Source organism: Dellaglioa carnosa (assembly GCF_026948345.1).
GTDB lineage: Bacteria > Bacillota > Bacilli > Lactobacillales > Lactobacillaceae > Dellaglioa > Dellaglioa algida.
In genome coordinates, this window is the sequence record NZ_JANXLI010000001.1 from 230,683 (window position 1) to 244,530 (window position 13,848).

The window sequence follows — 13,848 nt, forward strand, 5'->3', positions numbered from 1 at the left end:
TTGAACAGAAGATTAAGTCTTGGATAAACTTTTAAAGAGAGTATCGGTTGCTGCAAAGATACAGTCTCCAAGTCTGAAACACATCTGCGAGTTGGGTTCCTCAACTAGTTTACTAGGGAATCCCGGGATAAGCCCGTTATAGCTGCAGTTTAATAAACTCGTTGAGATTAAATTCGTGAGAATTTAATGAAGCTTGAGGTGGAACCGCGACTTTTTGTTGCCCTCTATAGTCAATTTTTGACTATAGAGTTTTTTTATACCCATTTTTATTTATCTGCATAAGATATTTTTCGTGAGAAAAATATAAATTTGAGGTGGAACCGCGGTTATCGTCCTCTTGAGTCAATTTGGCTTGAGGGGATTTTTTTATTTAATTTAAAAGGAGATCATTTAATGACTTACATATTAGAAATTTTGCCATCGTTACTAGATGGTGCTAAGTTAACATTAGAAATATTTTTTTGGACGATTATTGGTTCAATTCCACTCGGATTATTAGTTGGCCTAGGATTAAATTCAAAAATAAAACCAATTAAATATTTTTTGAATTTTTATGTTTGGTTAATGCGGGGTACACCGTTACTACTACAATTAATTTTTGTATTCTATGGACTTCCTACATTACAACAATTCCATATTCATATCGTATTTGGTCGTTATGATGCTGCACTTTTTGCCTTTATTTTAAATTACGGTGCTTATTTTGCTGAAATATTCAGAGGTGGGTTGCAATCTATCCCTAAGGGCCAATACGAGAGTGCAAAAGTACTACGTCTGTCATATTGGCAAACAATTCGAACAATTGTTATTCCACAAGTGTTTAAAATTGTATTGCCATCAATTGGAAACGAAATTATTAATTTAGTTAAGGACTCAAGTTTGGTCTACGTTATTGGTTTGGGTGATTTATTACGCGCCGGAAATGTTGCAACGAGTCGAGACGTGACGCTGGTGCCACTTCTGATGGTTGGCGCAATTTATCTGCTATTGACCGCGATATTTACACTTATTTTAAAGAAAATTGAAAAACACTACAGTTACTACAAATAAGGGGTGATTCTATGCTAGAGTTAAAAAATCTGACAAAGTACTATGGTAAACGATTAATTTTGGATAATATTAATTTAACAGTTAATGACGGGGAAATTGTGAGTATCGTTGGTCCATCAGGTGGTGGAAAAACGACGTTATTACGTTGTATTAGCGGATTAGAATCAATTAGTTCTGGTGAAATTTTAATTGACGCTTCGCCATTTGATCCTTATCGGAATACAACTAACGAGAGTGTTATAGGTGTTGTCTTTCAAGAGTTTCAATTATTTCCACATCTATCAGTATTAGACAATATAACATTAGCCCCAAAAATGGTCTTGAAGCATAATAAGGTTAAAGCAGATGAAGATGCGCAAAAATTGTTGGATCGGTTATCTTTAGGAAGCAAGGGGCATCTTTACCCTTATCAATTATCCGGTGGTCAAAAACAACGGGTTGCTATCGCACGTGCACTGGCAATGAATCCCAAAATATTATGTTACGATGAACCAACTTCAGCGCTTGACCCAGCTCTACGTCAAGAAGTAGAAGATTTAATATTATCGCTGAAGAGGGATGGTATGACACAAATAGTTGTGACGCATGATGTTCCATTTGCTGAGAATATTGCGGATAAGATGTTGAAAGTTAAACCGCTTGAAGATTAGAGGATAAAAATGACTCAATTAATAAAAAAGATTGTACTCTCAATGCTATTATTAGTATTTTTTACTGGATTGACTGGATGCAGCAATGATAAAATGAAAGATGCAAATCAATCAATGAATTTAACGGATGATTGGAAGGCGATTCAACAAAAAGGCACGGTCGTTATTGGAATTGATGATAGTTTTGTCCCAATGACGTTTAGACAAAAAGATGGTAAATTGGTCGGGTATGATGTCGATTTAGCAAAGAAAGTTTTTGAAAAATATGGTATTAAGGTTGATTTTCAAACAATTGACTGGTCCATGAAAGAAACTGAATTGAAGAATGGGACGATTGATTTAATTTGGAATGGTTATACAAAAACGACTGCACGTGCTAAAACTGTTGCATTTAGTCGGACGTATTTAACAAATAAACAAGTAGTTGTTACAAAGAAATCAAGTGAAATCAATTCATTTTCTGAAATGAAAAATAAAATCTTAGGTGTTCAGAGCGGATCTGCCGGATTTGATAGTTTGAATTTGTATCCTAATATTTTAAAAAATAAGATTCAAGATGAAGAACCGATACAATATGATTCATTCGATAACGCGTTCATCGATTTAAATGCTGATCGAATTCAAGGTTTGTTAATTGATGATGTTTATGCAAATTATTTCATTGAACATCAGACAAACTCAAATTCATATCGTGTAATTGATGGTAAGTTTAAGACTGAAGATTTCGCTGTGGGTTTAAGAAAATCTGATGTTACAATGAAGTTGAAGATTAATAAAGCAATAACTGAATTACAAAACGAAGGTTATCTTAAAAAGCTGAATCATAAATGGTTCGGTGAGGATACAACTGTTCGGAATAATTAAACCCGGAGGAACCAAATGACATACGTAAACATTGGTGTGCTACTTATTTTTGTATTAAACTTGCTAGCGGCAATTATGACTGTATTTAGAGAAAGACGGGATATTGCTGCGACATGGGCATGGCTTCTCGTTTTAATTGGTGTACCCATATTTGGATTTTTAATTTATCTTTTTTTTGGTAAGAAGATTTCTAGGGAAAAGATTTTTGATATTAAAACGCAAGATCGTATGGGCGTCGATCAATTAGTTAGCCAACAAAAAAAAGAATGGGCCAGAGGCGAGTTAACAACAAGTGGTGAGTTTACCGATGATGTAAATGAAATCATGCACATGTTTCTAGAAATAGAAAAATCGATCTTGACAAAAAAGAACGACGTGCAAATATTCACTGATGGACATGATAAATTTAACTCTTTATTTGACGATATTCGAAAAGCTAAGCATCATGTTCACGTTGAATATTATACGTTTGAGGACGGACGTATAGGTAACGAATTGCTGACATTGCTCGAAACTAAAGTTAGCGAGGGACTTGAAGTTAGAATTATTTATGATGCCTTGGGATCAAAAGGAACAACCAGAAAATTTTTTAAACGATTCGAACAATTAGGTGGTAAGGCGGAAGCGTTCTTTGGATCACATTTTTCATTTTCAGATCTCCGATTAAACTTTAGAGATCATAGGAAAATTGTCGTTATTGATGGCGAAATTGGGTACATTGGTGGATTTAACGTAGGGGATCAATACTTAGGCGAGAGTGAAAAATTTGGTCACTGGCGAGATACACATATTCGTATCTTTGGAAACTCAGTTGGTTCATTACAAAGTCGATTTATTATGGATTGGAATGCAACTGCAGGAAATAACCAGATTAACTATCAGTCAGATTATTTCCCTCAGACAGAATCTAAGGGTAACGTCAATATGCAAATTGTATCGAGTGGTCCTGATTCGGAAATTGAACAAATAAAAAAGGGCTATATCAAATTAATTAACTCCGCAAAAAAATATATTTATATACAAACGCCATATCTTATTCCCGATGATTCCGTGATGGAAGCCTTAGACATCGCCGTATCATCAGGTGTGCAAGTAAGAATTATGATTCCGTCAATGCCAGATCATGCTTTTGTTTATCGCGCCACGCAATATTATGCGAAAGACTTAACTAATATTGGAGCAGAACTTTACCAATATAATGATGGGTTCTTACACGCTAAAACGGTTGTGATAGATGATATGGTTGCATCTGTTGGGTCTGCTAATTTTGATTTTAGAAGCTTTAAGTTAAACTTTGAAGCGAATGCATTTATCTATGACACGGCAGTTGCGGTTTCGCTCAAAAATATCTTTGAAGCTGACATGAAACAAAGTGATTTATTAACGAAAAAGTATTTTCACGATCAATCTCATTGGTTAAAGTTTAAACAACAATTTTCAAGACTTCTTTCACCTATACTATAGCAATTGAAAACGCTTGACGTTTCTTTGGTTATATGCGATATTAGTCGGTGGAGACCAACACAAAGGGGAGCCGATATCTGGCTGAGAGTGAAGAAATTCAGACCCTTGGAACCTGTTTGTTAATGCAAACGTAGGAATTGTGTGTAGAAGCTTAACACCTTCTTTGTGCTTGGTTTACTAAGTCAAAGGAGGTTTTTTTGTTGGAAAGAAAAAAATTATTAATTTTGTTAGAAGGGGTCGTTATGGCCGCTTTAGCAATGGCGCTATCATTTGTACCTAACCCACCGAACGTGGATATTGCATTGGGTATTTTGCCCATTGTCGTGTATAGCTTAAGACGTGGGTTGAAAATGGGGTTAATTATTGGATTGCTTTATGGTATCTTGCCGATACTAATTGGAACGGCTTATGTTTTAACGCCGGTTCAAGCTATTCTAGAATATCCCGTTGCCAATGTTGTATTGGGCTTTTCTGGCCTGTTCTCTGGGCACTTTTTGAATCAGTTACGTTCTAAAAATACGCATGGTGCTATCCAATCATTGACATTGGCAATTCTACTGGCCGTCTTCTTGAAATATCTTGCTCATTTCATGGCTGGTATCATATTTTGGTCGAAGTATGTTCAGTGGGGACTTTCACCGGTCGTTTACTCCGCTGTCATTAATGGTGGTAGCATGCTTATCAATATGATTATTGCTACATTAATTCTTACTATTATGCTTAAAAAAAATTCAGGAATTTTTCTTGCTGAATAAAATATATAAATTAAGACGGCTGATTCTAGCCGTTTTTTTGTATAAAAAAAGAGCCACACCCAGTCGGGATATGACTCTTTAAATTAAGCGATTGACATAACTGCGGTTAAAACAACGCCACCGATTGTTACGAGAATCATTAACCATACAACAACCATTGTAATCTTTTGGAATGTAGATTTCTGTTTTTTCATATTTTATCCAACCTCTCAAATCTAATAGTGTAACTATAACTTTTTTAATAACGATATGTCAACTTAAAAGTAGTCATTTTTCTTTAAATAATAGGCAGTTAATAAACAGATAATTAAGGTTAACAATTGTAGCCACCAGAATGAAAAGGGCATATTTACTCCGGGAAGTGGAACGTTCATACCATACATTCCACCAATAATAGTTGGAATGGTTAAAATAATAGTCATGGATGTTAAAACTTTCATAATAATATTTAGATTATTTGAGATGACCGATGAAACCATCTCTCCATAATTATCTAAAATTTTAGTTTGAATCATTGTCATGGTCTCTGCTTGTTGATTTTCAATTAATACATCCGTCAATAAGTCATCAATCTTTTTTTGCTTAAAATGTTCATTGGAATCAGCCATGGATTGTAGAACTGGATTATTTTTCTTCAGTGCGGCATCAAAATAGACCAGACTTTTTTGCATGGACATCATTTGGTAGTACTGCTCATTTTTGGTCGCCTTAGCAAGAGATTTTTCTAAATTTTCAGTTTCTTGAATGATTGTATTTAGTGCAAATACAAAATTTTGTGATAAATACCAAAGTAATTTTAATGTAAATTGATCGGGTGTAGTTGTTTTAATTTTATGAACTGGGCTGTCTGAGATAAATTCATTGATAAAGTCAGGAGTACTATTTGACACAGTAATAATCGCATCTCCTGCTAAAATGATTGAAAAGGGGAAAGTTTGGTATTCAAGGTAACCCAATGAGTTCCTAATTCGATGGGGATATTGCATTAAGACTAAATCAGGGACAGTATTTTGAGACAAACCTTCAGTTCTTGAGTTTTCTTGATCATCCAGTACGGCAGTTATGTAATCCCTAGGGATGGCATATTTAGCGACAAGTTCATCGACTTCATCTGCGGAGGGCCCTGTGACATTAATCCAACATAAATCACCATATTCAGTTATTTTTTCAATTTTTCCGGATTCAGTTGACGCGTAATATTCTATCAAATTTTAAAACTCCTTTATTCGTATATCATGATACCCAGTATACCAAATTTTTTAAGCTTTCGTTAATTCAGACATCTAGTTGTTAAGATTAGTTCAAATACGCTATAATGATAAACATAACTGTAAGCAAAATTGAAATTTATTGTAGAAACATCTATAATATAAGACATTGATTTTATGGAAATGAGGGATGAAAATTATGTGTGGATTTGCAGGCGTATTGAGTAACAGACAAAAAAATACAGACAATGATTACGATAAAATTGTTCATAATATGACGAAGATGCTCGTTCATCGTGGACCTGATGATTCAGGTTATTTTAATGATGATGATATCACAATGGGTTTTAGAAGATTAAGTATAATTGATTTAGAAGGTGGGCACCAACCTCTTTCATATGAAAATGAACGGTATTGGTTAACGTTTAATGGTGAAATTTATAATTACATCGAATTACGTGAATCGTTAATTGCTGATGGTTACGAATTTAAAACAGATTCTGATTCAGAAGTAATTCTTGGTATGTATGCTAAATATGGCGCAGAAGCGGTTAAACAATTCCGAGGTATGTTCGGGTTTGTTATTTGGGATACACAAGAAAAGACGCTTTTTGCTGCACGTGATCAGTTTGGAATTAAACCATTCTATTATGCTACGGCTGATGATCAATTCTATTATGGGTCTGAAAGTAAGGCAATCTATAAAGTTTTGAAGAATAAAACGTTTGATAAAGATGCGCTTCAAGATTATATGACATTCCAATTTGTGCCGGAACCAGAGACGCTGACTAAAGAAATTAATATGTTACAACCTGGACATTATTTAACTAAAAAAATGGGTGAAGAACCTGTTATTACGCAGTATTTTTCTGCTGAATTTCATCCAGTGGTTCGTCCTGAAGAAACGTACATTAAACGCATTAAGGATGTCTTAATTGACTCTGTTGAAAAACATATGCGTGCTGACGTTCCCGTGGGTTCGTTCTTGTCAGGTGGGATTGATTCATCTATTATTGTGGCCATTGCCAGAGAATTAAATCCAAAATTGGAAACAATTTCGGTTGGATTTGAACGTGAAGGTTACAGCGAGCTAGATGTCGCTCAAGAAACTGCAGAGAAACTGAATGTTGCTAACTTTAGTTCCGTTATTACGGCTGAAGCGTTTATGAAGGCATTTCCACATTTCATCTGGAACATGGATGATCCCTTGGCTGATCCGGCTGCTGTGCCTCAATATTTCCTTGCCAAAGAAGCTAGAACACGAGTTAAAGTTGCTTTGACAGGAGAAGGCGCTGATGAATTATTTGGTGGGTATACAATTTACCATGAACCCGAATCATTAAAAGGATTCAAATACACGAAACCCATTAATGGCGCATTAAACAAGATTGCCCAGATGATGCCAAAAGGTATGCGTGGTCAAAGTTTCCTTCTTAGAGGAACAACACCAATGGAAGACCGCTATGTTGGTAATGCCTTTATCTTTAATGAAAAAGAGAAGCAAGCGTTCTTTAAAGATTATAATAAAGAACACCCATTCCAAAGTATTACGGGTCAATATTATGATGCATCAAAAGATTACAACAAAATTGATCAAATGCAGTTTATTGATATGCATACATGGCTAAATGGTGATTTATTGCATAATGCCGATCGAACAACAATGGCACATAGTATTGAATTAAGAACGCCATTCTTGGATAAAGAAGTTTTTGCGGTTGCTTCTGAAGTACCTGCAGATCTAAGAATTGCGCATGGCACAACCAAATATATCTTACGTAAAGCTGCTGAAGGTATTGTTCCTGATCATGTTTTAAATCGTAAAAAATTAGGTTTTCCTGTGCCAATTCGTTTCTGGTTGAAAGATGAAATGTATGATTGGGCTAAACAAATCATTAATGATTCTCAAACTGAAGAATTCTTTAACAAGCAATATTTCTTAGATTTATTAGATGAACATCGTGATGGTATTCGTGATAACTCTAGAAAAATATGGACGGTTCTTACATTTATGGTATGGCATCGCATTTATGTTGAAAGTGACATGCTAGTAGATAGTGAGACAGTGACAGCAAGAGCGAAATAATAAATAGTGGGAGTTCAAAATAATGACAATTATGGTCCAGAAATTTGGTGGCACCTCGGTTCAAGACGATGAGTCAAGACGAGCAGCCTTGAAACATGTAAAGTACTCAGTTGATAAGGGGTATCAGGTTGTTGTCGTTGTATCTGCGATTGGTCGACAAGGAGCTCCTTATGCAACTGATTCATTATTAGGACTTGTCGATGGGGAACAGTCATTACTTTCGAATAGAGAGTTGGATATGATTGTTTCAGTTGGCGAAACTATTTCTGCCGCAGTTTTTTCTGAATTATTAAACAAAGAAGGAATTAAAGCTGCCGCTCTAACTGGTCAAGATGCCGGTGTTGAAACGAATGATGAATTTCAAAATGCTAAAGTCGTTAATATTAATACCGACTTAATTTATGAAGCATTCAGTACAGCCGACGTTTTAGTGGTAACGGGTTTTCAAGGCGCAACGAGCCAAGGCCAAACGACGACTATTGGACGTGGTGGGAGCGATACAACTGCGGCATTACTTGGCGCGGCACTGGATGCTGAACGTGTTGATATTTTTACTGATGTTTCGGGAATGATGACTGCTGATCCGAGATTAGTAACAAAAGCCAAATTTCTCGAGACAGTTAGCTATGAAGAAGTTGCAAATATGGCTCATGAGGGTGCTAAAGTTATCCATCCGCGTGCCGTAGAAATTGCACAACAAGCACATGTACCCGTTCGAATTCGGTCAACTTGGCAGGGGCCTGAAGAGATGGGGACACTTGTAACGGATCGTAATTTAGGTGTGAAACATTATCGTAGCGTAACTGGTATCGCACATGTGACGGGTCTTACTCAATTTACAATTAAAACGAATAATCATACGGCCAAGGATGTTTTTAATTTGATGGCGGATAATCATTTGAGTGTTGATTTTATTAACATATCACCCGGTAAAGTTATTTTTAATTTACTCAGTGATGACGTGGATAAGGCAAAACGACTCTTATTGGAGGCAAAAATTGATGTCTCAATTCTTGCAAATTGTGCTAAAGTTTCAATTGTAGGTGCAGGTATGACAGGTACACCAGGCGTAACATCAAAAATCGTGACGGCATTGGCTGAAAATGATATTAATATCCTCCAAACGACCGATAGTTATACAACAATTTGGATTTTAGTTCAGCAAGATGATTTAAAAACCGCCGTTAATGCACTGCATGAGGTCTTTTTAAACAATATCTAAAGGGAGTAGTTTATGAAACTCTTTACATTTTTTGGAACTTGGGTTGGGTCAATTATTTTGGTAGTTGGATTTGTTTTAATTTTAACGTTATTAAAGCGAATTTTTCGTAAATATTGGCCAAAGTGGCTACAAGTTGTTGATTTTTTACCACCATTACTACTCTTGTTGACGCATATTTTATCGTTGCATGGTTTTGGATTAACTATTGCGCCATTTTTAATATTGGCGTGGTGCTTAATTGGAATTGCCAGTGCGCTTATGTACGCTTATCGAGATGGCGAATTAATTTACGCAAAGTTTTTCAAGACAATTTGGAAAATAACTGATATTTACATGATTATTTGGTATCTAATTATTTTAATTTTGTTATTATTTTAATTAAATGCTTCTATATTTAAGTAATTACTTATGCAAAGATCACTTGACCTGAAAGGGTTAAGTGATCTTTTTGTATTTAACGATATAAAAAGATAAGATTGTGAAATTGAGTGGTGGAATGTGGGGCGTTGTGGTAAAATTTAAATAGTTACTACGAAAGGGGGGCGTACACTAATGTTTATGGGTGAATTTAAACATACTTTGGATACCAAGGGTAGATTAATTATTCCGGCTAAGTTCCGTGAAGAATTGGGCGATAAATTTGTTATCACCCGTGGTATGGATGGATGTTTATTCGGATACACGCAAACAGAGTGGGCGCTCCTAGAAGATAATTTAAAAACGCTTCCATTAACAAAAAAAGATTCTCGTGCTTTTGTCAGGTTCCTATATTCGGCGGCTACAGAGTGCGAATTTGATAAACAAGGGCGCATTAATATTCCGGCTCCTTTAAGACAACATGCTGACTTAGAGAAAAAGTGTGTTCTAGTTGGCGTTTCGAATCGTTTCGAGGTTTGGAGTGAAGATCGCTGGAATAGTTTTTCAGAAAGTGCATCAGAGAATTTTGACGAAATTGCAGAAAATATGGTTGATTTTGGATTTTAAATAAAACGTATAAAGGGGGACAAAACCATGACAACATTTGAACATGAAACGGTATTATTAAATGAGGCAGTGGATGGGTTAGCAATTAAACCCGATGGCGTATATGTTGACTGTACCTTGGGTGGTGGCGGCCATAGTGCCTTAATCCTGTCTCAATTAAGTGCGGAAGGGCATTTATATGCCTTTGATCAAGATCAAACCGCGATTACGTATAATGAAGAACATTTAAAAGAATACATAGAAAATGGACAAGTCACATTTATTAAACGTAACTTTAAAGATTTAAAAGTTGCCCTACTGGAACTAGGCGTAACAACAGTAGATGGCGTACTTTATGATTTAGGGGTATCATCCCCACAATTTGACGTTGCAGAACGAGGATTCAGTTATCAACATGATGCACCTTTAGATATGCGAATGGATTTAAGTGCAGAATTAACGGCTAAAGAAATTGTGAATCAATGGACATATCAAGAATTAATTAGAATATTTTTCAGATATGGTGAAGAAAAATTTGCAAAATCTATTGCCCGTCAGATTGAAAATGCTAGAGAAACAGAAGAGATTGTGACGACTAGTCAATTAGTTGAACTCATTAAAATGGGTATCCCAGCACGTGCACGGCGTACAGGTGGGCATCCCGCAAAGAAAGTATTTCAAGCAATTCGGATTGCGGTTAACGATGAATTAGGTGTTTTGGAAGATTCATTAGAACAAGCGATTGAGTTAATTGATGTTACGGGACAAGTTAGCGTAATTACATTCCAGTCGTTGGAAGATAGATTAGTTAAAACAATGTTTAAAGAACGAACGAGTCTTCCAGAATTGCCACCGGGGTTACCGGTTATTCCAGATGATATCCAACCGAATTATGCACTAGTCAATAAGAAGCCAATTTTGCCGTCAGAGCAAGAATTGGAGAATAATAGACGTGCGCATTCAGCAAAATTAAGAATTATAAAACGATTGAAAAAATAATGAACAATAATAAAGGGGTTACATACTATGGCACAAAATAGCACAGCAAGACAAATGCCAGCAGTACCAACAAGAGAATACAAAGGGAATCCAAGACAACAAACTGTACATAAAACACAATCTGACGCACAACGAGTTGCATTTTCTAATATGGAAAAATCATTCTTTTGTTTTATTGGTGCCATTTCTTTGGTGTTGATGATTATGTTAGTTTCATCACAGGTTGAATTATCTAATAGCAGCCAGTTTCTACAAAACATCAACAGTGAAATAACGGCTATTCAAACTAAAAGTTCTGATTTAACGCAAGAAGTTAACGAACTTGCAAGTAATGATCGATTGAATGGTATCGCAAAAAAGAATGGTCTCGATTTAAGTGAGAGTAGAATAAGGAATGTAACGAAATGAATAATCAAAAGCAACGAATGATAAATGACATGAAAAAGAAACGTAGAAATAGGCAAAGGTTTGGTGTGCTACTAATCCTGACCGTTTTCGCGATTCTTTTAATGTTTATCATTCGTTTTTCTTATATTGTCATAGGTGGGAAAGTCTCAGATGTTAATTTGAGTAGTCAAACACAGTCGCTGTACGAGAATAGCCGTATTGATAAGGCGAGTCGAGGGACGATATATGACGACTCAAATCAACCAATCGCAGAAGATACAACAAACTATTCGGTGTACGCTGTATTATCAAAAACATATGTCGGTGCGAACCATAAAGCATTGTATGTAACGGATAAACGTAAAGCGGCTAAAGTTATTGGTGACGCAATTGGCATGAAGGAAAACAAAGTTTACGATACTTTAAATGCAAAAAAAGGCACTTTCCAGGTTGAGTTTGGAAACTCTGGAAAGAACTTGTCATTAGAAACTAAAAATAAAATTAATTCTGCAGGATTAAGTGGTATTTATTTCACAAAGACGCAGGCAAGATTGTATCCAAATGGTGTTTTTGCATCCCATTTAATTGGCGTGACAAAAACGACGGAAAAAACGGGAGACTCAAAATTATCAGGTGTAATGGGTCTTGAATTAGCATTTAACAAACAATTGAGTGGGACAGATGGATTAAAAGAGGTTCAAAAGGATAGTTATGGGTATCAATTACCTAACTCAAAAACAAAAACGAAAAAAGTAGAAAATGGTAGTAATATTTACACAACAATTGATACAAAATTACAAACGTATCTTGAAACTACTTTGACACAAGTTCAAAAAAAATATAATCCAAAATCTATGAATGTTGTCGTTATGAATGCAAAAAATGGGAAAATTTTAGCGGGTAGTCAACGCCCGACATTTAATGCGGATACTAAAAGTGGTATTTCTAAAATGTGGCGTAATACCTTAATTGAAGATAGTTATGAACCCGGATCAACTATGAAGGTCTTTACGATGGCCGCTGCCATTGAAAATGGTGCGTACAACGAAAATGCAACATATAAATCAGGGGTTTTAAAAGTGGGAACTAAAATGGTACCCGATTGGAATACTTCTGGTTGGGGGTTAATCACTTATCGTGAAGGTTTCGCCCGTTCAAGTAACGTTGGTATGGCTAAGTTAGAACAAATAATGGGACCTAACGCATGGCTTGAGTATATTAAAAAATTTGGATTCCTTAAAAGTACAGATTTAGGTTTGGCTAATGAGGCAAATGGAAGTATTGAATTCCAATACCCAATTGAACAGGCCGATACTGCCTTTGGACAAGGAATTAATGTGACAACTATGCAAATGATGCAAGGTTTTACGGCGTTTGCTAACAATGGTAAAATGATAAAACCAACGCTTGTTGATAAGATTGTAGATCCTAATACGGGTAAGACGACCTACCAGGCAAAAACGACGAGCATGGGACAAGTCATTAAAAAATCGACTTCTCAAGAAGTCCTTAGTATGATGCAGGATGTTATTTATAAAGATTATGGAACTGGGAATGCGTTTAAAATTGATGGCTATAAAATAGCTGCCAAAACAGGGACAGCGCAGATTGCTAATTCAGACGGAACAGGTTATCTGACAGGGGATGCGAACTATGTCTTTTCAGTTGTTGGAATGGCACCTGCGAAGGATCCTAAATATGTAATTTATGTCACAATGAAACAACCACAAAATATGCAAGGTACAACTGGAAACGAGATTCTAGCGCAAGTCTTTAATCCATTGATGAAGAGAACCTTAGAAGAAGATAGCTCAACGGCCCTTTCATCATCTAAAACGAATGTAATGGTCGCAGATGTTAAAGGTAGCAAGACTTCTTCAGCTAAATCAACATTGAACGAGCAAAACTTAGATGTCGCGGTTATTGGAAATGGTAGAACTATAGCAAATCAGTACCCGGCAGCAGGAGCTACCGTATTGTCTGGTCGTAAAGTCCTTTTAGTAACTAATGGCGAAATCGTGATGCCTGATTTAACGGGATGGTCGAAGAGTGATGCCGTTAATGCCGCCGAAATAATGAAATTAAATATAACAACGACGGGTAGTGGCTACGTTTCAGAGCAGAGTATTAAAGCAAATACGGTTGTAAAGAAATCAACAACAGTTAAATTAACGTTAAAATAAAAAGGTGAATGTAGACT

At 35.9% G+C, this 13,848-nt stretch carries 14 protein-coding genes, 1 riboswitch and 1 other annotated feature (1 of these 16 only partly in view); of the genes, 12 read left to right on the forward strand and 2 right to left on the reverse strand.

Going from position 1 to position 13,848, the window contains the following annotated elements:
• Positions 1–228 (forward strand) — a binding site (T-box leader); it begins 9 nt to the left of the window's first position.
• A gap of 165 nt (positions 229–393) precedes the next feature.
• The 5 genes from N0K80_RS01110 (at position 394) to thiT (ending at position 4,783) form a co-directional block, all read left to right on the forward strand.
• Positions 394–1,050 carry an amino acid ABC transporter permease gene (locus N0K80_RS01110; RefSeq protein WP_269023509.1) on the forward strand — a complete coding sequence of 219 codons (657 nt, stop codon included), beginning with the start codon at positions 394–396 and terminating at the stop codon, positions 1,048–1,050.
• 11 nt (positions 1,051–1,061) lie between these two features.
• Positions 1,062–1,700, forward strand: a complete 639-nt coding sequence (locus N0K80_RS01115; protein WP_269023510.1) for an amino acid ABC transporter ATP-binding protein — start codon at positions 1,062–1,064, stop codon at positions 1,698–1,700.
• A gap of 9 nt (positions 1,701–1,709) precedes the next feature.
• Positions 1,710–2,564, forward strand: coding sequence for an amino acid ABC transporter substrate-binding protein (locus N0K80_RS01120; RefSeq protein WP_269023511.1), 855 nt, complete (start codon positions 1,710–1,712; stop codon positions 2,562–2,564).
• A 15-nt stretch (positions 2,565–2,579) separates the two neighbouring features.
• Positions 2,580–4,028, forward strand: a complete 1,449-nt coding sequence (gene cls / locus N0K80_RS01125) for a cardiolipin synthase (RefSeq protein WP_269023512.1) — start codon at positions 2,580–2,582, stop codon at positions 4,026–4,028.
• 53 nt (positions 4,029–4,081) lie between these two features.
• Positions 4,082–4,182, forward strand: a riboswitch (TPP riboswitch).
• A gap of 46 nt (positions 4,183–4,228) precedes the next feature.
• Positions 4,229–4,783, forward strand: coding sequence for an energy-coupled thiamine transporter ThiT (thiT, locus tag N0K80_RS01130; protein ID WP_269023513.1), 555 nt, complete (start codon positions 4,229–4,231; stop codon positions 4,781–4,783).
• Positions 4,784–4,866: 83 nt separating this feature from the next.
• Here thiT and N0K80_RS01135 read toward each other — a convergent pair whose 3' ends face one another.
• A complete protein-coding gene (locus tag N0K80_RS01135) occupies positions 4,867–4,977 on the reverse strand; it encodes a DUF4044 domain-containing protein (protein WP_083478941.1) in 111 nt (36 codons plus the stop codon).
• Between the two features lie 63 nt (positions 4,978–5,040).
• The gene (locus N0K80_RS01140; RefSeq protein WP_146342241.1) at positions 5,041–5,991 is read right to left on the reverse strand and encodes a magnesium transporter CorA family protein; all 951 of its coding nucleotides are present in this window, start codon (positions 5,989–5,991) and stop codon (positions 5,041–5,043) included.
• A 199-nt stretch (positions 5,992–6,190) separates the two neighbouring features.
• Here N0K80_RS01140 and asnB point away from each other — a divergent pair, with 199 nt between their 5' ends.
• The 7 genes from asnB to N0K80_RS01175 all read left to right on the forward strand — a co-directional run bounded on the left by asnB (position 6,191) and on the right by N0K80_RS01175 (position 13,831).
• The gene (gene asnB / locus N0K80_RS01145) at positions 6,191–8,077 is read left to right on the forward strand and encodes an asparagine synthase (glutamine-hydrolyzing) (RefSeq protein WP_269007698.1); all 1,887 of its coding nucleotides are present in this window, start codon (positions 6,191–6,193) and stop codon (positions 8,075–8,077) included.
• A 22-nt stretch (positions 8,078–8,099) separates the two neighbouring features.
• A complete protein-coding gene (dapG, locus tag N0K80_RS01150; RefSeq protein ID WP_269023514.1) occupies positions 8,100–9,299 on the forward strand; it encodes an aspartate kinase in 1,200 nt (399 codons plus the stop codon).
• Positions 9,300–9,311: 12 nt separating this feature from the next.
• The gene (locus N0K80_RS01155; RefSeq protein WP_269023515.1) at positions 9,312–9,677 is read left to right on the forward strand and encodes a DUF3397 family protein; all 366 of its coding nucleotides are present in this window, start codon (positions 9,312–9,314) and stop codon (positions 9,675–9,677) included.
• A gap of 174 nt (positions 9,678–9,851) precedes the next feature.
• Complete coding sequence (gene mraZ / locus N0K80_RS01160; protein ID WP_269023516.1) at positions 9,852–10,283, forward strand: division/cell wall cluster transcriptional repressor MraZ; 432 nt, start codon at positions 9,852–9,854, stop codon at positions 10,281–10,283.
• A gap of 27 nt (positions 10,284–10,310) precedes the next feature.
• Positions 10,311–11,261, forward strand: coding sequence for a 16S rRNA (cytosine(1402)-N(4))-methyltransferase RsmH (gene rsmH, locus N0K80_RS01165; protein WP_057973867.1), 951 nt, complete (start codon positions 10,311–10,313; stop codon positions 11,259–11,261).
• A 27-nt stretch (positions 11,262–11,288) separates the two neighbouring features.
• Complete coding sequence (ftsL, locus tag N0K80_RS01170) at positions 11,289–11,669, forward strand: cell division protein FtsL (protein WP_146342235.1); 381 nt, start codon at positions 11,289–11,291, stop codon at positions 11,667–11,669.
• A complete protein-coding gene (locus N0K80_RS01175; protein WP_269023517.1) occupies positions 11,666–13,831 on the forward strand; it encodes a penicillin-binding transpeptidase domain-containing protein in 2,166 nt (721 codons plus the stop codon). The genes ftsL and N0K80_RS01175 overlap by 4 nt, the downstream gene beginning before the upstream one ends.
• Positions 13,832–13,848 lie beyond the last annotated feature (17 nt).

Excerpts from the sequence above, each read along its gene's own strand:
- ftsL (WP_146342235.1), top strand. The coding sequence starts at position 11,289 with ATGGCACAAAATAGCACAGCAAGACAAATGCCAGCAGTACCAACAAGA.
- N0K80_RS01120 (WP_269023511.1), top strand. The coding sequence starts at position 1,710 with ATGACTCAATTAATAAAAAAGATTGTACTCTCAATGCTATTATTAGTA.
- mraZ (WP_269023516.1), top strand. The coding sequence starts at position 9,852 with ATGTTTATGGGTGAATTTAAACATACTTTGGATACCAAGGGTAGATTA.
- rsmH (WP_057973867.1), top strand. The coding sequence starts at position 10,311 with ATGACAACATTTGAACATGAAACGGTATTATTAAATGAGGCAGTGGAT.
- N0K80_RS01155 (WP_269023515.1), top strand. The coding sequence starts at position 9,312 with ATGAAACTCTTTACATTTTTTGGAACTTGGGTTGGGTCAATTATTTTG.
- dapG (WP_269023514.1), top strand. The coding sequence starts at position 8,100 with ATGACAATTATGGTCCAGAAATTTGGTGGCACCTCGGTTCAAGACGAT.
- N0K80_RS01135 (WP_083478941.1), bottom strand. The coding sequence starts at position 4,977 with ATGAAAAAACAGAAATCTACATTCCAAAAGATTACAATGGTTGTTGTA.
- N0K80_RS01115 (WP_269023510.1), top strand. The coding sequence starts at position 1,062 with ATGCTAGAGTTAAAAAATCTGACAAAGTACTATGGTAAACGATTAATT.
- N0K80_RS01175 (WP_269023517.1), top strand. The coding sequence starts at position 11,666 with ATGAATAATCAAAAGCAACGAATGATAAATGACATGAAAAAGAAACGT.
- asnB (WP_269007698.1), top strand. The coding sequence starts at position 6,191 with ATGTGTGGATTTGCAGGCGTATTGAGTAACAGACAAAAAAATACAGAC.
- cls (WP_269023512.1), top strand. The coding sequence starts at position 2,580 with ATGACATACGTAAACATTGGTGTGCTACTTATTTTTGTATTAAACTTG.
- N0K80_RS01110 (WP_269023509.1), top strand. The coding sequence starts at position 394 with ATGACTTACATATTAGAAATTTTGCCATCGTTACTAGATGGTGCTAAG.